This is a genomic window from Thermoanaerobacter sp. X514, from assembly GCF_000019065.1.
Classification (GTDB): domain Bacteria; phylum Bacillota; class Thermoanaerobacteria; order Thermoanaerobacterales; family Thermoanaerobacteraceae; genus Thermoanaerobacter; species Thermoanaerobacter pseudethanolicus.
On the sequence record NC_010320.1, the window covers coordinates 441,233 to 460,680 of the forward strand.

21 protein-coding genes, 3 tRNA genes, 1 pseudogene and 1 riboswitch are annotated in these 19,448 nt (G+C 33.8%); of the genes and pseudogenes, 16 read left to right on the forward strand and 9 right to left on the reverse strand.

Going from position 1 to position 19,448, the window contains the following annotated elements; translation table 11 throughout:
• Positions 1–35: 35 nt before the first annotated feature.
• From panD to TETH514_RS12835, 6 genes are all read right to left on the reverse strand, one after another.
• Complete coding sequence (panD, locus tag TETH514_RS02115; RefSeq protein WP_009051764.1) at positions 36–389, reverse strand: aspartate 1-decarboxylase; 354 nt, start codon at positions 387–389, stop codon at positions 36–38.
• A complete protein-coding gene (gene panC, locus TETH514_RS02120) occupies positions 389–1,240 on the reverse strand; it encodes a pantoate--beta-alanine ligase (RefSeq protein ID WP_009051763.1) in 852 nt (283 codons plus the stop codon). Before panC ends, panD begins: the two co-directional genes overlap by 1 nt.
• A complete protein-coding gene (gene panB / locus TETH514_RS02125) occupies positions 1,237–2,061 on the reverse strand; it encodes a 3-methyl-2-oxobutanoate hydroxymethyltransferase (RefSeq protein ID WP_009051762.1) in 825 nt (274 codons plus the stop codon). Before panB ends, panC begins: the two co-directional genes overlap by 4 nt.
• Positions 2,021–2,911 carry a Rossmann-like and DUF2520 domain-containing protein gene (locus tag TETH514_RS02130; protein ID WP_009051761.1) on the reverse strand — a complete coding sequence of 297 codons (891 nt, stop codon included), beginning with the start codon at positions 2,909–2,911 and terminating at the stop codon, positions 2,021–2,023. Before TETH514_RS02130 ends, panB begins: the two co-directional genes overlap by 41 nt.
• A gap of 201 nt (positions 2,912–3,112) precedes the next feature.
• Positions 3,113–3,877 (reverse strand): tRNA (adenine-N1)-methyltransferase, encoded by a 765-nt coding sequence (locus TETH514_RS02135; RefSeq protein WP_003867503.1) that lies wholly within the window; start codon positions 3,875–3,877, stop codon positions 3,113–3,115.
• Between the two features lie 203 nt (positions 3,878–4,080).
• Positions 4,081–4,368, reverse strand: coding sequence for a tyrosine-type recombinase/integrase (locus tag TETH514_RS12835; protein WP_369791825.1), 288 nt, complete (start codon positions 4,366–4,368; stop codon positions 4,081–4,083).
• On the opposite strand from TETH514_RS12835, the pseudogene TETH514_RS12505 reads away from it, so the two are divergent.
• The 5 genes and pseudogenes from TETH514_RS12505 to TETH514_RS02160 all read left to right on the forward strand — a co-directional run.
• Positions 4,297–4,461, forward strand: a pseudogene (locus TETH514_RS12505) (ISLre2 family transposase); the annotation flags it as partial. The gene TETH514_RS12835 and the pseudogene TETH514_RS12505 overlap by 72 nt on opposite strands.
• A gap of 176 nt (positions 4,462–4,637) precedes the next feature.
• The gene (locus TETH514_RS02145; protein WP_003866908.1) at positions 4,638–4,997 is read left to right on the forward strand and encodes a DUF2294 domain-containing protein; all 360 of its coding nucleotides are present in this window, start codon (positions 4,638–4,640) and stop codon (positions 4,995–4,997) included.
• Positions 4,998–5,380: 383 nt separating this feature from the next.
• The gene (locus tag TETH514_RS02150) at positions 5,381–6,541 is read left to right on the forward strand and encodes a 5-(carboxyamino)imidazole ribonucleotide synthase (protein WP_003866907.1); all 1,161 of its coding nucleotides are present in this window, start codon (positions 5,381–5,383) and stop codon (positions 6,539–6,541) included.
• Positions 6,538–7,065 carry a 5-(carboxyamino)imidazole ribonucleotide mutase gene (gene purE, locus TETH514_RS02155; RefSeq protein WP_003866906.1) on the forward strand — a complete coding sequence of 176 codons (528 nt, stop codon included), beginning with the start codon at positions 6,538–6,540 and terminating at the stop codon, positions 7,063–7,065. The genes TETH514_RS02150 and purE overlap by 4 nt, the downstream gene beginning before the upstream one ends.
• Positions 7,058–8,308 carry an OFA family MFS transporter gene (locus tag TETH514_RS02160; RefSeq protein ID WP_009051760.1) on the forward strand — a complete coding sequence of 417 codons (1,251 nt, stop codon included), beginning with the start codon at positions 7,058–7,060 and terminating at the stop codon, positions 8,306–8,308. The genes purE and TETH514_RS02160 overlap by 8 nt, the downstream gene beginning before the upstream one ends.
• Positions 8,309–8,574: 266 nt before the next feature.
• Here TETH514_RS02160 and TETH514_RS02165 read toward each other — a convergent pair whose 3' ends face one another.
• Positions 8,575–8,958, reverse strand: coding sequence for a DUF4363 family protein (locus TETH514_RS02165; RefSeq protein WP_003866904.1), 384 nt, complete (start codon positions 8,956–8,958; stop codon positions 8,575–8,577).
• Between the two features lie 2 nt (positions 8,959–8,960).
• A complete protein-coding gene (locus tag TETH514_RS02170) occupies positions 8,961–9,635 on the reverse strand; it encodes a DUF421 domain-containing protein (protein WP_003866903.1) in 675 nt (224 codons plus the stop codon).
• Between the two features lie 221 nt (positions 9,636–9,856).
• Here TETH514_RS02170 and TETH514_RS02175 point away from each other — a divergent pair, with 221 nt between their 5' ends.
• The 5 genes from TETH514_RS02175 (at position 9,857) to TETH514_RS02195 (ending at position 15,707) form a co-directional block, all read left to right on the forward strand.
• Positions 9,857–10,678: a Cof-type HAD-IIB family hydrolase gene (locus TETH514_RS02175; RefSeq protein ID WP_003866902.1), complete on the forward strand. Its 822-nt coding sequence runs from the start codon at positions 9,857–9,859 to the stop codon at positions 10,676–10,678.
• A gap of 317 nt (positions 10,679–10,995) precedes the next feature.
• Positions 10,996–12,012: a LacI family DNA-binding transcriptional regulator gene (locus TETH514_RS02180; RefSeq protein ID WP_003866900.1), complete on the forward strand. Its 1,017-nt coding sequence runs from the start codon at positions 10,996–10,998 to the stop codon at positions 12,010–12,012.
• 54 nt (positions 12,013–12,066) lie between these two features.
• Positions 12,067–12,744 (forward strand): response regulator transcription factor, encoded by a 678-nt coding sequence (locus TETH514_RS02185; protein ID WP_003866899.1) that lies wholly within the window; start codon positions 12,067–12,069, stop codon positions 12,742–12,744.
• A gap of 10 nt (positions 12,745–12,754) precedes the next feature.
• Complete coding sequence (locus TETH514_RS02190) at positions 12,755–14,155, forward strand: cell wall metabolism sensor histidine kinase WalK (protein WP_003866898.1); 1,401 nt, start codon at positions 12,755–12,757, stop codon at positions 14,153–14,155.
• Positions 14,156–14,252: 97 nt separating this feature from the next.
• On the forward strand, positions 14,253–15,707 hold the full coding sequence (locus TETH514_RS02195) for a Gmad2 immunoglobulin-like domain-containing protein (protein WP_009051759.1): 1,455 nt from the start codon (positions 14,253–14,255) through the stop codon (positions 15,705–15,707).
• Positions 15,708–15,711: 4 nt separating this feature from the next.
• Here the strand turns inward: TETH514_RS02195 and yyaC are convergent, their stop codons facing one another.
• A complete protein-coding gene (gene yyaC / locus TETH514_RS02200; protein WP_009051758.1) occupies positions 15,712–16,224 on the reverse strand; it encodes a spore protease YyaC in 513 nt (170 codons plus the stop codon).
• Positions 16,225–16,319: 95 nt separating this feature from the next.
• Here yyaC and TETH514_RS02205 point away from each other — a divergent pair, with 95 nt between their 5' ends.
• From TETH514_RS02205 to metK, 6 genes are all read left to right on the forward strand, one after another.
• Entirely contained in the window at positions 16,320–16,859 is a 540-nt protein-coding gene (locus TETH514_RS02205) for a hypothetical protein (RefSeq protein ID WP_003866896.1), read from the forward strand.
• A 157-nt stretch (positions 16,860–17,016) separates the two neighbouring features.
• Positions 17,017–17,092: transfer RNA gene (locus TETH514_RS02210), tRNA-Pro, on the forward strand.
• A gap of 4 nt (positions 17,093–17,096) precedes the next feature.
• Positions 17,097–17,172: transfer RNA gene (locus tag TETH514_RS02215), tRNA-Val, on the forward strand.
• 21 nt (positions 17,173–17,193) lie between these two features.
• Positions 17,194–17,279 (forward strand) — tRNA-Tyr (locus TETH514_RS02220).
• A 136-nt stretch (positions 17,280–17,415) separates the two neighbouring features.
• Entirely contained in the window at positions 17,416–17,919 is a 504-nt protein-coding gene (locus TETH514_RS02225; RefSeq protein ID WP_009051757.1) for a rubrerythrin family protein, read from the forward strand.
• A gap of 112 nt (positions 17,920–18,031) precedes the next feature.
• Positions 18,032–18,136: riboswitch (SAM riboswitch) on the forward strand.
• Positions 18,137–18,193: 57 nt separating this feature from the next.
• Positions 18,194–19,381, forward strand: coding sequence for a methionine adenosyltransferase (gene metK / locus TETH514_RS02230; RefSeq protein ID WP_009051756.1), 1,188 nt, complete (start codon positions 18,194–18,196; stop codon positions 19,379–19,381).
• Positions 19,382–19,448 lie beyond the last annotated feature (67 nt).

A 19,448-nucleotide genomic window follows, 5' to 3' on the forward strand; every position in this document is an offset into this window, starting at 1 on the left:
GGTACTTTAAATATGTACCTTGTACCATTAAATTTTTACATATTTACAGGTTTATTGTTTTCATCTACAAATATTACTTTAGGCTTATAATTTTTGGCTTCCTCATCATCCATTATTGCATAAGATATTATGATGATTATATCGCCTACCTGACATAGTCTTGCTGCTGCGCCGTTTATGCATATTGTACCTGAGCCTCTTTCGCCTTCTATTGCGTAAGTGTCAAATCGTGCACCGTTGTTGATATTTAAAACTTGTACTTTTTCATTTGGCAGTATATCAGCAAGTTCCATTAAATTTTTATCAATTGTTATAGAACCCTGGTAATTTAAGTTGGCATCTGTTACAATTGCTCTGTGTATTTTAGATTTCATCATAAACCTTTGCATTATATATTTTCCCCCCACAATAGATTATCTATAAGCCTTGTTGTCCCAATAAAGCAAGCTATTGCAATAAGTGCTTTATCTTTTATATAAGTTAAGTCTTCTAATGTATCAGGATGAACGCAGGAGACATATTGCACTTTGCACAAAGGCTCTGAGTTTAAGACTTCATTTACTTTTTTTATTATAGTATTAGCATTTCTTTCGCCATTTAGAAGTAATTTTTCAGCTTCTTTTAGAGATTTTGAAAGTATTAGGGCTGCTTTTCTTTCTTCAGGATTTAGATATACATTTCTTGAACTCATTGCTAAACCGTCACTTTCCCTTACAATAGGGGCTTTAATTATTTCTACAGGAAAATTTAAGTCTTCCACCATTTTCTTTATCACTGCAACTTGTTGTGCATCTTTTTGCCCGAAAACTGCTATGTCTGGTGTGAAAATGTTAAATAATTTTGCCACAACTGTTGTGACGCCTTTAAAATGACCGGGCCTGAAAGCTCCACAAAGTTTTTCAGTGATTTTATCTACATTTACCGTTGTGAGAAGTTCAGAAGGATACATTTCCTCTACAGAAGGAGCAAAAACAAGGTCACAGCCTTCTTTTTCAAGAAGTTTTAAATCCCTTTCCAAGTCTCGAGGATATCTATCAAAGTCTTCATTAGGTCCGAATTGAATTGGATTTACAAATATGCTTACAGCTACAAAATCTGAATGCTTTTTTGCAATTCTTACGAGGGACAAATGGCCTTCGTGCAAATATCCCATTGTAGGTACAAGTCCAATTTTTTTACCTGACAATTTTTGTTCTTTAATTATATTTCTTACATCACTAATTTTATCTGTTACTATCATTTATTCTCCCTCTTTTCTAAAGTAAAAGAATGTTCTTCATCTGGGAATAAGACTTGTTGTACTTCTTTAATGTAAGCATTTATGCCATCAATCATTATTTTTTCAATATCTGCGTATTGTTTTACAAATTTAGGCCTATGACCTTGAGTTATTCCCAGCATGTCGTGGGTGACAAGGATTTGACCATCGCAGTAAGGACCGGCACCTATTCCAATAGTTGGAACTGAAATATTTTCTGTAATGTTTTTTGCAAGCTCCATTGGAATGCTTTCAAGCACAAGGGCACATATACCTGCTTGTTCTAATACTTTGGCATCGTTAAAAATCTTTTTTGCTTGTTCCTTTTCTTTGCCTTGGACTTTATACCCTCCCAGTTGATGGACTGATTGAGGAGTGAGACCGAGATGACCTACCACTGGTATTCCTGCGTCTACTATGGCTTTGACTATTGAAGCTATTTCTTCTCCTCCTTCTAATTTTACGGCGTGGGCTCCGCCTTCTGCAATAAGCCTTGCAGCATTTGTCATAGCCTGTTCTTTTGATATGTGATATGACATAAAAGGCATGTCAGCAACTATAAATGCACGATTGACTGCCCTTGAAACGGCTTTTGTGTGATGTATCATGTCTTCCATTGTGACAGGTATTGTGCTTTCGTATCCTAAAACCACCATCCCGAGAGAATCTCCTACTAAAATCATGTCAATTCCGCAATTGTCAAGGATTTTAGCTGTGGGGAAGTCATAAGCAGTTAAAGCTGTTATCTTTCTTCCTTCTTTCTTAAATTTCCTTAGTGTGAGAGTTGATACTTTTTCCTCCATTTAATATACCCTCCAATTCAAAATATTTTTCATCGTTAAAACTTCCTTTTTCATAAGCAATCTCAAGAGTTAATTTACCCAAACTTTTATAAAGCTCTTCAAGACTTGGATCTTTTATATTTTCAAGATGAAGTTTTACAGTATTTATATCTCCTCTTGCTATAGGGCCTGTCAAGGCTTTAGCTATTCCATTTTCTTTTATATTTTTTAAAGTTCCTTCCATTAAAGGGATTAATGCATCAGGATAATTTTCAAAAGGAAAACCTGATTCTTTTAAAAGAAGCAAACTAAATTTTGAAAGAGCTACAAGGTAATTTGAGGCTACAACACAAGCAGCATGATAAAGGGGTCTTACTATATTGTTTAAAACTATGTATTTACCTGATATTTTATTTACAATTTCTTTTCCAATTTCAACTGCTTTTTTATCCCCTTCTAAAGTGAAATAGGATTTTGGGAGAAGTTCTAAAGCTGCTGATACAGAGGGGCACGTTTGTATAGGATGCATTACCATGATAAAATTATTTTCATCTTTAACAGGGTTTAAAACTTCTAAATTTAAAGCTCCACTTAAATGAGCAAAAATTTTTTCTTTAAGTATTTCCTTGTACTGACTTAAATTATTTACTACTTCTGGTATGCTACTGTCATTTGTACTTATTATGATTACATCAGAATTTGTAATAATCTCTTCATAATTATAAAAGGCTTTAGATTGTGTAAATTTTGCTGATCTTTTAGCTGATTCTAAATTTCTACTTAAAAAACCTGATATATTAATACCCTTTTGCGATAACAAAAAAGCGAGGCTTGTTCCTACAACACCAGCCCCGACAAATCCAATTTTCAACTTTTATCCCTCCTTTTACATGGGAGACAAACAAAAACCTTCCACCGATGGGAAGGTAATTTTTTATCTCCCGTCCCGGTCTTGTGATCCTGGCGGGGCCGAAATGAGCCCTATTGAATTTTTATGAAGTGTGTGGTTCTATGAAGATACCACCACTTTTAAAATAGCACAATGTTTTTATAGAGTCAATAAAGACAATTACTATTCTAGCTTCCTTGCAAAAATGAGATAACCTGTGTGACCTACCATCAGGTCTTCTGGCCTTAATCTTTGAGGATTTAACTTGTATTTTCTAAGTAGGATTTCACTTACTTCTGAAATATAAAATCCATTTTCCTCAAGTGCAGCCAAACTTTCAGATACTTGATTTGTGGTAGGGACTAATATTCCTAAGTGTCCTGCAGGTTTTAGCGCTTTTCTTACTTCTTCTAAAACTTCCCACGGTTTTCTAACATCTAAGAAAAATGCGTCCAAATCTCTTTCTTTGATTCCATCATTTATAGATTTATTGTACATTATGACATTGTCAAATTCCGAAAATTCGCTGAGATTATTTTGTGCAAGCTTATAAAATTCTTCTCTTTGTTCATATGTATATACTCTTCCATAAGGTCCCACAGCGCGAGAGAGGTATACAGTGAAAGCTCCAGAGCCTGTTCCTGCTTCACCTACTCTTTTGCCTGGAAAAATGTCAAGGCGCATTGCTATATAACAAGCTTCTTTAGGATAGACAATTTGTGTTTGGCGCTTTAAGGAGTGCATTATGTAGTCAAAAGTATCGCAGTTAAGCACGTGATATTTTATCCCTTGTACTTCAAAACTATTGCCGGGTTTTATTTGGGACAAAAAATCTGTATCAATTTGGCCTTTTGGCAGTCCTATTTTAGAGGGAGAGGATAGATCGATTACTTTTTTAAAATTATCTGGCCCTATTATTACGCGTTTTGTAGTTATTCGTGATTCCACAATTGTTCCCCCTTTCTTTTAAAAGGGTTTTTATGCTTATATTATAACACATTGTTTCATAAAGTTACAGAATTTATGAGTAAGTTTTAAATTTGCTCTGAAACATCGCTTAAATATAAGGCTTTATGGTTTGCATAACAAATTAAAGTTATTTGGTGCCCAAAATATTTATTTAGCCTCATTTTAATTTTCGAAATACTTTTCTAATTTTTAACAGAATCTCTTTTTACCTCTAGCAACACATGAGAATATATATCTGCTGTAGTAGATATTTGAGTATGTCCGAAAAGTTTTTGTACAACTTTTAACTGTACTCCCGCTTCTAATAATCGTGCAGCAAAAGTATATCTTAATGCATGAAGATTCTTATCTTTTTCTAAACCGGCTTTTTCACGCAATTTGTAGTATTTACTATTGAAGGCTCTGGGATGAATATAAGTGCCCTTTCGAGTGTAAAAGAGGTAGTAAAAAGGATAAAACCATCTGTGAATGAAAAAATAAACAATATCACAGTGTTGAGCATAGGAAAAGTGACACCGATATATAGAATTTTGAGGGCAATAAAATATGAAAATATAATATAAAAAAATTAAGAAAAACAAGCATAACAGGAAACCATTGATTTAAGATATTTCAGGGGTTGTCGCTAAAAATTATCCTACAGTATCTTGACACTATCCCTTTTTGAATAAATCTTGACATCAAAATTTCATTTTGCTATACTGATAACTAGATTAAATGATGGTAGTGAAGACAGGGTATGACAAAAGGACAAATTGAGGCAAAGATCAGCGAAGCTGTTAGCAAGTTTGAAATGGAGTATATGGGTAGGGGCCCTAAACAGATAAAGACTATAATAACAGAAGATATTATAGTTGTAAGATTAATAGGTTTTCTCAGCCCTAGCGAGAAAAAACTTGCCCAGACAAAAGAAGGTGTAGAGCTTATCAAGAAAGTGAGAGTTACATTATTTGAAAATGCAAAAGAGGATTTAGCAAGTCTTATAAAAGAGGTCATTGATGTTGATATTGCGGGAATATATTCTGATGTAAATACAACCAATGGTGAGAAAGTTATAGTGATAACTCTCAATGAAAATTTAGAAAAGCGCTTGGCTTGAAAAATTGGCAGACCAAGCAAAGGGCTTTAAAAAGCCAGTTGCGAGGTAAGCCACTATTTGCAAAGCTTTTATTTTTGCAAAGATTGGCTTTTTTTGTTGTGTTGCTAAGGTTAAAAATACAATTTAAGGATGTATATGTATTGTTTGCCAAATTATAGGAGGTAAACCTCCACAAAACTCAGGATTTGGCATCAAAACATTTGATAAAAAAGAGATTTTTTGTACTTAAAAAAGAGATTTTTTGTACTTATAGAAAAATTTTTTAAAGATTATTGCGAAAGTAAAATTGGGAGATAATGGATTTTGTCTATGAGGAAGTTATTTGTTATCTTCTAATTATCCTTGTGCGAATCTATTAGAAAGGAGAGACGTTTTTAGAAAGAATGACTAAGAGGATTTTTGGTTATCCAATAATGAAAATTGGCATAATTGGTGGCGGACAGTTAGGAAAAATGTTTGCTCAAAAGGCAAAGCAAATGGGTTTTTATGTTATTATCTTAGATCCAAATCCTGAATGTCCAGCAACACAGGTTGCAGATGAACAAATTATTGGTGATTATTACAATGAGAACAAATTGAAAGAGCTTGTAGAAAAAAGCGATGTCACCACTTATGAGATAGAACATATCAATACGGCCATTTTGAAAGAACTATTTGATAAAGGGTATAAAATATACCCCTCACCTTATTCTTTAGAAATTATTCAAGATAAACTAAAACAAAAACAGGTGCTAAAAGGTGCTAATCTTCCTGTGCCAAGATTTGAAAAGGTGGAGAATTTTGAGGTATCTTTCTTTGAAAAATTTGGTTTTCCATTTATTCAAAAAGCTACAAAAGGAGGATATGATGGCAGAGGTGTTGTTGTTATTAAAGATAAAAATGATTTAGACAAAATGTTGAGGGTAGACTCTTTGATTGAAGAATTTGTCGATATGGGAAAGGAATTAGCAGTTATGGTTGCTCGTAATTTACAAGGTGAAATAAAATGTTATCCAGTTGTAGAGATGGTTTTTGACGAATCTGCGAATATTCTTGATTTGTTAATTGCACCTGCTAGGATTGAAAAAGAAATAGAGGAAAATGTAAAAGAGATAGCAATTAAGGCAGTTGAAGCTCTTGATGGTATTGGCATTTTTGGTATAGAGATGTTTTTAACAAAAGATAAGAAAATATTGATAAATGAAATTGCGCCAAGACCACATAACTCTGGGCATTATACAATAGAAGCTTGTGTAACCAGCCAATTTGAACAACACTTAAGAGCAATTTGTGGTTTTGCATTAGGATCAACCGAATTGTTATCTCCAGCAGTTATGATAAATCTTCTTGGTGAAAAAGGGTATAGAGGAGTGCCTTTGATAGAAGGCTTAGAGGAAGTACTCTCAATTGAAGGGGTTTCATTTCATTTTTACGGCAAAAGACTAACAAGTCCTTACAGAAAAATGGGGCATGTTACAATAGTTGATGATAATTTAGACAGTGCAATAGAAAAGGCTAAAAAAGTAAAGGAAAGATTGAAAATTAAATCGGAGGTGGAAAGATGAAAAAGCCATTGGCTGGGATTATCATGGGTAGTGATTCAGATTTGCCAGTTATGAAAGAAGCAGCAAAAGTCCTGGAGGATTTTGGTGTTGAATATGAGATAACAATTGTCTCTGCTCACAGAACCCTTGAGAGGATGTTCAAATATGCAAAAGAGGCTGAACAAAGAGGGATAGATGTGATTATTGCCGGTGCTGGCGGCGCTGCACATCTTCCTGGAATGGTTGCAGCAATTTCCTCTTTGCCAGTTATTGGAGTTCCAGTAAAAACATCTTCATTAAATGGTTTGGATTCTCTTTTGTCAATTGTCCAGATGCCAGCAGGAGTGCCAGTTGCAACTGTAGCAATAAATAATGCCAAAAATGCTGGAATTTTGGCAGCTGAAATCCTTGGCATAAAGTATCCTGAGATTAGAGAAAAAATAATTGAATTTAAAGAGAAAATGAGAAAAGAAGTAGAAGAAAAGGCTAAAGACTTAGAAAATATCGGGTATGAAGAGTATCTTGGGAGGAGGCAAAATGCGTAAAGAATCTTACTTTCAAAGACTTCCAAGCAGTAAAACGCGCTGGATTTACATAGCTTTGGGACTGACCATGAACTTCTGCCTCGGCTCTGTCTATTCGTGGAGCATTTTTAGAAAACCTTTAGAAGAGTTATTTGAAATAAGTGCTACTGAAAGTAGTTTGCCCTATATGTTCTTTCTTGTATTTTACGCAATATTTATGCCAATTGCCGGAAGATTTTTGGACAAATATGGACCAAAGTTAGTATCAATAATAGGTGGTATTTTGGTTGGTATTGGATGGATGTTAGCTGGTTTTTCTTCAAACTTATTATTGCTAACAATAGGATATGGAATTATTGCTGGAACTGGAGTAGGAGTTGCCTATGGAGCACCAATTGCAGTTTCTACAAAGTGGTTTGAAGACAAAAGAGGGTTTGTAGTGGGACTGACCGTTTTGGGTTTTGGAATGTCACCTCTTATTACAGCACCCATTGCAAGAAAACTTATAGATTTGTATGGACCTCTTTTCACATTCAGGATTTTAGGGATAGTATTCTTTTTTGTAATTGTTTTATTGTCAATACCTCTTAAGTTTCCGTCAAAAGATGAAGGGTATATCAAAACAGAATCTAACAGAACAAAAGATGTCCAATCATACAATCCTTCGACAATGTTAAAGACGACTACTTTCTGGGGCTTGTGGTTATGTTTTGTTATAGGGACATTGAGTGGTTTGATGGCAATTGGAATATCAAGTCCTGTGGGGCAAGAGATAATAAAATTATCGCCAGATGCTGCTGCCATATCGGTCTCCATTTTTGCTATATTTAACGGAATTGGCAGGCCACTTTTTGGCTTCTTGACGGATAAAATTACTCCAAGAAATGCTGCAATGCTTAATTTTGTCATAATACTTTTTTCTTCATTAGGTATGTTGTTTGCAAAAGAAGGCAGAGTAGTCTTGTTCATGATAACTTTTAGCTGTTTGTGGTTGAGTTTGGGTGGTTGGCTGTCAATAGTACCAACTGCCACTGCACAGTTCTTTGGGACACTGCATTATAGCAAGAACTATGGTTTTCTATTTACTGCTTATGGTGTTGGCGCTATCTTGGGGAATTTGATCTCAGGATCTATAAGAGATATTCTTGGAAGCTATGTATTTAATTTTTATATAACGTCTATTTTATCAATAATTGGTATATTGATTGCGTTTTTTAGTTTAAAAGATAGAAAGAAAAAGGAAAAAGCAGCCATGCAGAAATAGAAATTTTTCTAAAATAACTTTGTATAAGTATACATTTTTTAAAATATAGATACCCCATACCCTTATATATGATGTAGGAGTATGGGGTTTTAAAATGGAAGAAAATATCTTTTTGGTGCCATTTTGGTGCCCAAAAGATGCCCAAAAGTGATGAAATGTGTCCAAATATGCCAAACCCAAAATTAACAAAGCCAGTATTGATGCGGGAACGAGGCATTAAAGTGGGGTGAAAAAAGCTATAATTATACCAAGCATAAAATTACAGATTAAAGGATATTTTCAAGAGTCGGTTTTTCATTTTGGGGTATATGTCTTATTAACATTTTAATAGCTTTAAGTTGTGCCATGCTTAAATCTTTGTTTTTTGTCTCTACATAACTTTTTAATTTTTCCATGTTTATTTCTATTTCATCAATTTCCCTGTGTTCTACCAGTATTGCCCACTTCTTACCTATTTTTTTCCATTCTCTTTCTGCTTTTTCAATGCTTTTCTTTGCTTCTTTCCAATGTTCTTTTTCTATGTTTTGCTGTACCACTGTCAGCATTTTATTTAAATTTTCAGAGGTTTTATCAAGGTATTTAAAAGATACAATATCTAAAAGCAGGACGAAAGCGACAATAGATATCATCAAAGGAACTACATATCGCACATTTAACCTTCCTTTCTGTAAACAGTCAGAACTTTATTAGTATCTAAAGAAGCAAAAAGTACTTCTTTGACATTTTGTATTTTCCACATTTTAAGTTGTTCATTTAACCATTCCATGTCAATACCTGCTTTCTGCATGTTTTGATGCATAATTCTTCCGTCTATTATTATAGGAAGTGGCAATCCTTCGTATTGAGGAGTTAAATTTAAGTCTTGGGGAGTCACGGGTTTTTTGCAACTTTTTGGTATTACACTTAAACTGCCATTTGTTTCAAGTATTGCATATTCAACATCAGCTATATTAGGATAACCTTTTACTCTCAATTCTTCCAAAAGGTCATTTATATTGTAGCGTTCTTTTTGAAGTTGAGATGTTAGAATTTTTCCTTTTTCAATTAAAATAGTAGGTGTACCGCAAATTATAGCTCTTGCTCTTAAGCTCTTCATTGATAAGTAGGATAAAAAAAGTTGTGAGACTAAAAGGGTTAAGATAGGTATAATACCTGATAAAAGAGGGATTCCTTTGTTTTGCATAGGGATTGCTACTAAGTCTGCTATCATGATTGCGATAACTAGTTCGTAGGGTTGAAGCTGACCTATTTGTTGTTTTCCTGAAATTCTCATAAATATTACCACAAGAGCGTATAAAATTAAGGTGCGGAAAAACAGTATTAACATAATGTCACCCTTTCTAAGTCTTCATATATAGTATTGTTGATGGGTTTTGAAAATATTCATTTACATTTATTCCAATCTTTTACCATAAAGTTTGTTAAAAAACTTTTTATAATGTAAAATTTTCAGTGGTAACGTTTTATAACAATTTATGATATAGTATGTAAATTTACAAACTGTTATAATATAGATGAGGGATAAATAAAAAATAGGGGTTGAAGAATATGTATAAACTTTTTGTCACAGATGCTGATGGGAGCTTATTAAATAGTAATTCTGAAATCTCTGATAAAAATAAAGAAGCAATAAAAGAGGTGATTTCAAGGGGAGTCATTTTTACTATTGCTACTGGACGTATGTTTTCTTCTATACTACCTTATGCTCTTGAGCTTAATATTAATGCTCCAGTGATTTCTTATAATGGTGCTTTAATAAAAGATATTTATACTAAAAAGGTGTACTATTACAATCCTATACAGACAGAAGATGCGATATTTGCGATAAGATTGTTAAAAGAAATTGGATATCATATAAACCTCTATATCGATGATGAGCTATACGTGGAAGAAATAACTGATAGAGTAGAGTGGTACCTTTCTTTTAACAATGTTACTGTAAATGCGGTGGGGAATTTAGAGGAATTTCTTAAAAGGACGGGAGGCGTGACGGCTAAAATCTATGCGATAAATGATATGAAAAATCCTATTTCTATTGATGCAGAAATTTACGACGAAATTTCAAAAAGATTAACCATTTCTACTTCTGGAGGAGGACATTTAGAGATTAATGCAAAAGGAGTAAGCAAGGGCAATGCTTTAAAAACTCTTGCCAATATGTACAGTATAAAAAGAGAGCAGGTAGTGGCGATTGGAGACAATCTAAATGACCTGTCAATGATAGAATATGCAGGATTGGGAGTAGCTATGGGGAACGCTCCTGACATTGTAAAGATAAAAGCGGATTATACAACTTTATCAAATGATGAAGATGGAGTTGCTCATGCAATAGATAAATTTTTCTTAAATAAAAAGACAGTAGCAGTATAGTAACTAGTTTAAACAAAAGGGAATAAAATATATTACCGCCAGGCGGTAATATATTTTTTTATTTTAGGTGATGACCATGGAAGGTATGATTATAAAATTTATCAGTTTGGTTATTATATTTGTTGGGATTTTATATATGTTATTCTCTTTTTTGCCTCTATTTTACGAAAAAGAACAAAAAATAGAGTTAAAAGATGAGTCAGTCAAAAAAATTCATGAAAATGAATGAAAAAAATTGAAAAAATCTATTGACAAAATTCTTTTTAAAAAGTAAAATAACATAAAGCGAAAACGATTAATCCTGGGAGTGATGTACAATGAGTGCAACGATAAAAGATGTGGCGAGAGAAGCAAAGGTTTCAATTGCTACGGTTTCTAGAGTATTAAATAACAGTGCTGTTGTTACAGACGAGACGAGGCAGAGAGTGTTAGAGGCTATAAAAAAGACAGGATATAAGCCTAATGCGTTAGCACGTAGTTTAAAGATCCAAAAGACTCATACTATAGGGCTTATAGTCCCTGATATTTCTAGTACTTTCTATCCTGAGGTAGTTAGAGGAATAGAGGATATTGCTGCGATGTATAATTATAACATATTTTTGTGCAATACTGACCAAAAAGAGGAAAAGGAAGTCAAATATATAGAAATATTAGGAGAAAAGCAAGTAGACGGAATTATCTTTATGGGGGATATAGTAAGGGATAGTGTTATACAAACGTTTAACGAATTTGGTGTACCAGTGGTGCTGGCAGGTACTCAGGACAAAGATAAGAGATTTCCTAGTGTTATGATTGATAATGAAAAAGCTGCATACGACGCAGTAAAATACTTGATTTCTTTAGGACGCAAAAAAATAGGTATGATTTCAGGACCTATGCATGACCCTATAGGAGGGCTTCAAAGGATTGAAGGTTACAAGAGAGCTCTCGAAGAACACGGCATAAAATATGATCCTGAATTAGTAGTAGAAGGAGAGTTTAAAACTCGCAAAGCGTATTTAGCTATGCTAAAGCTTTTAGAATACAAGGTAGATGCAGTATTTGCAGCATCAGATGATATGGCAGCTGCTGCCATAAACGCCATATTTGACTCAAATCTTAAAGTGCCAGAAAACATCCATGTAGTAGGTTTTGACAATACTTACATTTCTACTATTTTTAGACCGACGATTACTACAATACAACAGCCTGCTTATGACATAGGGGCTGTAAGCATGAGACTTTTAACAAAACTTTTAGCAAAAGAACCTATTGAAGAAATGCATGTTATTTTGCCTCATCAGTTGATTGTAAGAGAATCTACTGGCTTTGGAGAAGAAAAAAATAGCCGATAAGGCTATTTTTTTTATAAATTGTTGTGGTATACTGGTGTCAGGAGGGAGGTATATATGGAAAAATTGTTAATTATAGATGATGAAGAGATGTTTGTAAAAGGGTTAAAACTTTCTTTAGAAGAAGAAGGATTTGAAGTTGACGCCGCTTACGATGGGGAAGAAGGGCTTGACAAAGTTCGTTTAGGGAATTATGACCTTGTAATTTTAGATATTATGCTTCCTAAGTTAGACGGTTTTTCGGTATGTAGAGAGATAAGGACTTTTTCAAATATTCCCATAATTATGCTTACTGCAAGAGGAGACGATATTGACAAGATTGTAGGGATAGAAATAGGAGCTGATGATTATTTAGCGAAGCCCTTTAATACTAGAGAGCTTACTGCGCGAATAAGAGCACTTTTAAGAAGAGCTACAAATCCTTATACTAAGCGGAAAGATGAAATAAGAAGGGGAGAACTTTATATAAATATTCCCGAAAGAGCAGTTTACAAGAGAGGGAAGAGAATTGAGCTTACAAATAAAGAATTTGAAATTTTAGTGTTGTTAGCTTCTAATCCAGGAAAAGTCTATACGAAAGATAAATTGTTAGACTTGATATGGGGATTTGATTTTTACGGTGATACAAATACTGTTACAGTGCATGTGAGAAAACTTAGGGAGAAAATTGAAGATGACCCTGCAAATCCTCAATATATTTTCACCAAATGGGGTGCAGGATACTATATGAAGTAAAGGTGATAAAATGAGTTTAAGGTGGAAAATCTTTTCTTTATATTTAATAATTTTAATAATTTCATTGGCATTAACTGGGCTTTATCTTTACCGTTATATTGAAAGAAGCTATTTAGACAATGTCAGAGTCAATAATTTAATGCAAGCCAATATGGTATCTAATTTTGTATCAAGATTTGTAGGTACTACTTCTTCTTATTTGATTGAGCCCACTATAATGGAGTATGCAAAACAAATAAATTCAAGAATACTTTTCACTAATATAAATGGAAGAGTATTGGTAGATTCTGCTTCCTCAAAGGAATTTGAAGGAAAAGTAATAAAGGATTACAGCGATATAAAAGAGGCTTTAAATGGCAAGGGTTCTACAAGTATTCATGATATAAATGGTGTAGGTTGGGCGATGTATACTGCAGTTCCCGTTATAGCAAAAAACAATGTAGTAGGAGCAATACTTATATCTTCTTCTATAGATAATATAATAGATCTTTTAAACTCTATAAAATATCGCATGATATATACTTTTACAGGTATTGGATTTTTGGTAAGCCTTTTAAGCCTTTTAGTGGCTTCTTACATTACTAATCCTTTAAAACGATTAACAGAAGCAACAAATATTTTATCTCAAGGGAAATTGGACTACAAAGTTGAGGTAAAAAGCAATGATGAAATTGGAAAATTGGCTAATGCTTTTAATAAGATGAGTTTCAGTTTAATGAAAATAGATGAAGAGCGGAAAAGATTTGTTTCAGATGCTTCTCATGAACTAAAAACTCCTCTGGCATCAGTAAAAGCGTTGATAGAATCTCTCATAAATAGCAAAAATCAAGATATAAAATTTTATAAAGAAATATTAAAGGATGTGGACGGAGAGCTGAATAGGATGACAAGGTTGGTAAATGACTTGTTAGAATTAGCGAGAATGGATAAGATTAAAGCAGTAAAAGTTAGGAAAAGTGAGATTAGCGAGATTATATTAGATGTAATAGAAAGTCTTCTCCCTCTTGCAAAAACGAAAGAGATAAACCTTGAATTTAAAGGGGAAAATAATGTTTTTGCAGAAGTTGATCCCGACAGGTTTTATAGGATGGTCTATAACATAGTAGAAAATGGAATAAAATACACTCATGATGGAGGGAATGTGATAGTAGGTTTAGAAGAAGATGAAAACAATATTTACCTTACGATAGCGGATAATGGTATGGGTATAAGTGAAGAAACTCTTCCCAAGATATTTGACCGATTTACAAGGGGAGATACTGCAAGGTCTAAAAAAAGTGGTGGTTTTGGCTTAGGACTCGCTATTGCTAAGGAGATAATAGATATTCATGAAGGTAAAGTCACAGTGGAAAGTAAAGTGGGAGAAGGAACTGTATTTAGAATTACTTTGCCTAAAAAGAAAAAGGATTAATTTTTTTTAATAATTTTTTTATGCTTATTTAATTATTTGGATATTGAAAAAGTAGTATTATTAAATTAAAGAAAAAATAATGAAAGGAGGGGGAAGGGTGAAAAAGATTCTATTATTAATTGTGAGTTTGCTATTTGTTTTGATGGTGTCGGGGTGCGCTCAAGATTTTAGCAACAAGGATGATAATCCGCCTATAAATCCTAGGCCTTTAAGTCAAGGTATGTCTCAAGATATGTCTAAAGAAATTTCACTTTATTTTTTAAATGATAAAATGAATGGCTTAATTTTAGAAAGAAGATTTATTCCCAAAGATGCAGATGTTTTGAAGCAAGTAATACTTGAAATGATTAAAGGACCTACGGATGAATATGCAAAACCGGTGTTTCCAATTGGAACAAAACTGCTTTCTATAGATATGCAAGAAGGGACAGTTTTTGTAAACTTGTCTAAAGAATTTCTTCAAGAGAGTGACAATGAGCAGATAGACAAACTAAAGGTTGCTGCTCTTGTAAATGTATTAACAGATATTCCTAGTGTAAACAATGTTCAAATTTTAATAGAAGGGAACAAGGTAGATGCAATAGGAAAATACAAAATAGGTTTAGATCCTTTAAAAAGAATGATATTAGTAGGCGATGTATACAATAACCCAGAGAGGATAAAGAAATTACAAGAAAGAGCAGATTTAGGGAAAGAAACATGGCGTTTTGACCCTATTCAACTTCTTAGAAAAGAGGGAGGTGTAATAGGTTTAGGAAGTCAAAATGAGCTGACATTAAAAAAGAAAAGTGATGGGACAGCTGATATAGAAGCAGTACATGACAATAAAGTATATAGCATAAAATTAATTCAACCTCTTGAAGAAGGAGATAATTATATATGGGTTATTAGCAATGTATCGGCTGAGTTCACTCCAATACCTGAGACAGATCCTTTAAAAGGTGAATCCTTTATTTATGGAAAAGTAAAGGCTATTGATTATGCAAATAGAATTATTACTATTGAGAGGGAATACCAGGATGCTCAGGATTTAAGAAATGAAGCGGGACCAGATATAAAAGTACTACCGAATGCTATTATCCACTTCATGGCAAAGGTTAGTTATGACCCTGAAGGGGGAATTAAATATGCTGAAAGGGATATCAGCTTTTCGGAAATAAAAGTAGGAGACGAATTAGGTATAATACTTACGAAAGACAAGGAAGCAAGAGCGATAATTGTTTCAGATAACAGTAGCATTTCTTATGAGCTTAATATAAAAGTAATGGCTCCAGCCAAAAATGATGTGGTTTCAAGCCCCTTCAAAGTAATAGGAAAGGCAAGAGTATTTGAAGGAGGGGTAAATATAAGGCTAATTGGTAGCAATGGCAATATTTTAAATGAGAGTTTTGTCCAAGCAACTGACGCTGCTCCTTCTTGGGGGGATTTCGAAGCTATAATTTCCTATAAGCCTTTAAAAGAGCCGCAAAATGGGATTCTTCAAGTTTTCTCTTTAAGCCCTAAAGATGGTTCTATACAAAATTTAGTTTCTATACCTTTAAAATTAAAATAAAAAATTATGAATGTTTCAAAGCTAAATAAATTCCTTCTGCTATTGTTTCTGCAATATCAAAAACAAAGCCTAATCTAATTGAATTTAATGGCAATGAGTCATATACATCGACAATGCCTACTATTGAAATATCTCCAACAGGAGGAAGCATTTTCCCCACCCCTTTTCCAGGGTACAGTGGGGCTTTTTTTATTGAGATTTTTCCTATACTTTCTTTGTCTCCCAAAGAAGCATCTATAGCTATAATTTTACTATTAGGATGCTTCTTTTTTATGTATTTTATATTTTCTTCTAAGTTTATAGCGTGAATTGGCCTCTTTAAGGTACCGTAAACAAAGTAAGTTGGTGGAAGTGATTTTGTTAACAGATTTCCTACGATAGGACCTAAGGAGTCGCTTATAAATTTATCTGTACCAATACATAAAAAAACTGAATTAGGGCTTAAATAGGAATTTAAAAAATTAGCTATGAAATAAACGGCGTTATCATCATCATATTTAAGCCTTAATTCTTCCATAATTGAAGCCTCCCTTTTTAATAATAAACTGAATTAAAAAATTAAGGGAAGGAATAATAAATGTGTACAGTTAAAATAATGGGAGGTTTTCAAAAATGAAAAAATATACAGTTTACATAATTCTAATCGCGGTATTTTTGTCAGCTACTACTATGTTTATGTTAAAAACATATTTTAAAGAACATAAGAATAAGGAGGAAATTAAAACTTTTGATGAAGTATATCCCGCAGGGAAACAGATGTGGGATAGGGAAATAGAAAATGTAGAAAAATATAATGAGTCTAAGACTACAAAAATTTCAAGAGAAGAAGAAAAATATTCAAGCCAAGCTCTTGAGCAAAATGTAGATAAAACTACAACACAAGAAAATGAAAAAGATAAAAAAGAAAAAGTGATTACTGTAGAAGAAATATTGGAAATACAAGATAAAATGGAAGCTTCTCAGAAGGCAAAGGTAATGGAAATTTTACAGAAGTTAGGGAAAGAGGATATGGATAAGATTATGAAGATGGCAGAGAAAGGATTAACAAAGGAAGATAATGAAAGATTATTAAACATATTAAAAAATAAACTTTCTTCCGAAGAGATAAATTATCTTGTAGAAATAGCAAATAAATATTTTGCCGCGAAATGACCTTATGTGGTATTTTGTGCAGACACTTTAAAATATGACGTATTCTTAAAAAATTTAAAGATTGCAGGCGATAAATCAATAAAACGGCCATTTTTAAGCTTTTATGCCTATTGTGAAATTTCATTTTTTCTATTATAATTTATTTCGTCACTGATGTCGGGATGTGGCGCAGTTGGTAGCGCACGTGCTTTGGGAGCATGGGGTCGGGGGTTCAAGTCCCTCCATCCCGACCATTGTGGTCGTATAGCTCAGCTGGGAGAGCACCTGCCTTACAAGCAGGGGGTCATAGGTTCGAGTCCTATTGCGACCACCATTTTCAAAAATTAAATATTGTGGAGGGATACCCAAGTGGCCAAAGGGGGCAGACTGTAAATCTGTTGGCTGTCGCCTTCGATGGTTCGAATCCATCTCCCTCCACCATTGAAAAAAAGACCGTAAGGTCTTTTTTATTTTTCTCCTTCAAATGTCTTGACATGGTAAAAAAGTGTAGTATAATATTATTTGAAAGAGAAAATTATTATTTATTAATAAAAATTTAATTAGGGAGGAATCTTTTATGAGAGAAATGACGAGACATAATCTTAGTGAAGCCTATGCTGGAGAGAGTCAAGCTCACATGAGATATCAAATTTTTGCTGATGTAGCTGAAAAAGAAGGCAAACCTAATATTGCAAGACTTTTCAGGGCTATTTCCTATGCTGAATTGGTACATGCCACAAATCATTACAAAACTCTTGGAGAAGTTGGAAATACAGTAGAAAATCTTGAAAAAGCTATAGAAGGGGAAACCTTTGAAGTAGAAGAGATGTATCCTGCTTATAATGCTGTTGCAGAACTTCAAGAGGAATCTGGAGCTAAAAAAAGCATACATTATGCTATTGAGGCTGAAAAAATACATGCAAAATTGTACACTGAAGCAAAAGAAGCAGCATTAAAAGGAGAAGACATAAAGATATCAAAAGTTTACATATGTCCCGTTTGTGGATATACCTCTGTTGATGTATTGCCAGAAAAATGTCCTGTATGTGGAGTTCCTGGAGAAAAATTTGTAGTATTTTAAATATAATTTTTCAAAAAAGAGCATGTTTTGGCATGCTCTTTTTTTGATGCAAAAATATTTGACATAGTAGATAAAGTGTGCTATAGTAGACATCAGAAAATTTAATAACATGCTCTTATCAAGAGAGGTGGAGGGAAAGAGCCCGATGAAACCCAGCAACCTGTCCTATAGGACAAGGTGCTAATTCTCTCAGAAGCATGCTTCTGAAAGATGAGGGTATGTGCCTCTTCTTTTGGAAGGGGTTTTATTTTGCTTTTAAGGAGGAATAGAAAAAATGCGTAGATTGTTTACATCTGAATCAGTCACTGAGGGGCATCCTGATAAAATTTGTGATCAGATTTCTGATGCGATATTAGATGAAATTTTGAAAAAAGATCCTTATGCCAGAGTTGCTTGTGAGACTGCTGTAACTACCGGTTTGGTTTTAGTAATGGGCGAAATTACTACAGATTGTTATGTAGACATACCGAAAGTTGTAAGGAAAGTAGTAGAAGAAATTGGCTATACTAGAGCAAAATTCGGTTTTGACGCTGATACTTGTGCGGTTATCACTTCTATTGATGAGCAATCACCGGATATTGCCCTCGGTGTGGACAAGGCATTAGAAGCTAAAAGAGGAGAACTTTCAGATTCGGAAATTGAGGCTATTGGCGCTGGAGACCAGGGTTTAATGTTTGGTTTTGCTTGCGATGAAACAGAAGAATTAATGCCTATGCCTATAATGCTAGCTCACAAGCTTGCAAGAAGACTGGCGGAAGTTAGAAAGAACGGGACATTAAGCTATTTAAGACCAGATGGTAAAACACAAGTAACAGTAGAGTATGAAGATGACAGGCCTGTGAGGGTAGATTCTGTTGTAGTATCAGCTCAACATGCACCTGAGATTGATCACGATACTATTGAAAGAGATATTATTGAACATGTAATAAAACCTATAATTCCTGAAAATATGATAGATGATAAGACTAAAATTTTTGTAAATCCCACAGGAAGGTTTGTAATTGGTGGACCTCAAGGTGATAGCGGACTTACAGGAAGAAAAATTATTGTAGACACCTATGGCGGATATGCAAGGCACGGGGGCGGAGCTTTTTCTGGTAAAGACCCTACAAAAGTTGATAGATCTGCAAGTTATGCTGCAAGATATGTGGCAAAAAATATTGTGGCAGCAGGACTTGCTAAGAAGTGTGAAGTGCAATTAGCTTATGCGATAGGTGTTGCTACACCTCTTGAAATAGGTATTGATACTTTTGGCACAGGTAAAATATCAGATGAAAAGATTTCGGAAATTGTAAAACAAGTTTTTGATTTAAGACCTGCAGCTATAATTAGGGATTTAGATTTAAGAAGACCTATTTATAGACAAGTTGCAGCTTATGGCCACTTTGGAAGACACGACTTAGACCTCCCATGGGAGAAAACAGACAAAGTAGATATATTAAGAAAATTGGCAGGAATGTAAATTTGAAAGCCCGGGTAAACCCGGGCTTCTGGCATTTTTTATATATCTTTTTTAAATGCCATAGAAT

What these genes read in the sequence shown, in the direction of transcription:
- panD (WP_009051764.1), bottom strand. Translation starts at nt 389, where the DNA reads ATGCAAAGGTTTATGATGAAATCTAAAATACACAGAGCAATTGTAACA.
- panC (WP_009051763.1), bottom strand. Translation starts at nt 1,240, where the DNA reads ATGATAGTAACAGATAAAATTAGTGATGTAAGAAATATAATTAAAGAA.
- panB (WP_009051762.1), bottom strand. Translation starts at nt 2,061, where the DNA reads ATGGAGGAAAAAGTATCAACTCTCACACTAAGGAAATTTAAGAAAGAA.
- TETH514_RS02145 (WP_003866908.1), top strand. Translation starts at nt 4,638, where the DNA reads ATGACAAAAGGACAAATTGAGGCAAAGATCAGCGAAGCTGTTAGCAAG.
- TETH514_RS02150 (WP_003866907.1), top strand. Translation starts at nt 5,381, where the DNA reads ATGACTAAGAGGATTTTTGGTTATCCAATAATGAAAATTGGCATAATT.
- purE (WP_003866906.1), top strand. Translation starts at nt 6,538, where the DNA reads ATGAAAAAGCCATTGGCTGGGATTATCATGGGTAGTGATTCAGATTTG.
- TETH514_RS02160 (WP_009051760.1), top strand. Translation starts at nt 7,058, where the DNA reads ATGCGTAAAGAATCTTACTTTCAAAGACTTCCAAGCAGTAAAACGCGC.
- TETH514_RS02170 (WP_003866903.1), bottom strand. Translation starts at nt 9,635, where the DNA reads ATGTTAATACTGTTTTTCCGCACCTTAATTTTATACGCTCTTGTGGTA.
- TETH514_RS02175 (WP_003866902.1), top strand. Translation starts at nt 9,857, where the DNA reads ATGTATAAACTTTTTGTCACAGATGCTGATGGGAGCTTATTAAATAGT.
- TETH514_RS02180 (WP_003866900.1), top strand. Translation starts at nt 10,996, where the DNA reads ATGAGTGCAACGATAAAAGATGTGGCGAGAGAAGCAAAGGTTTCAATT.
- TETH514_RS02185 (WP_003866899.1), top strand. Translation starts at nt 12,067, where the DNA reads ATGGAAAAATTGTTAATTATAGATGATGAAGAGATGTTTGTAAAAGGG.
- TETH514_RS02190 (WP_003866898.1), top strand. Translation starts at nt 12,755, where the DNA reads ATGAGTTTAAGGTGGAAAATCTTTTCTTTATATTTAATAATTTTAATA.
- yyaC (WP_009051758.1), bottom strand. Translation starts at nt 16,224, where the DNA reads ATGGAAGAATTAAGGCTTAAATATGATGATGATAACGCCGTTTATTTC.
- TETH514_RS02205 (WP_003866896.1), top strand. Translation starts at nt 16,320, where the DNA reads ATGAAAAAATATACAGTTTACATAATTCTAATCGCGGTATTTTTGTCA.
- TETH514_RS02225 (WP_009051757.1), top strand. Translation starts at nt 17,416, where the DNA reads ATGAGAGAAATGACGAGACATAATCTTAGTGAAGCCTATGCTGGAGAG.
- metK (WP_009051756.1), top strand. Translation starts at nt 18,194, where the DNA reads ATGCGTAGATTGTTTACATCTGAATCAGTCACTGAGGGGCATCCTGAT.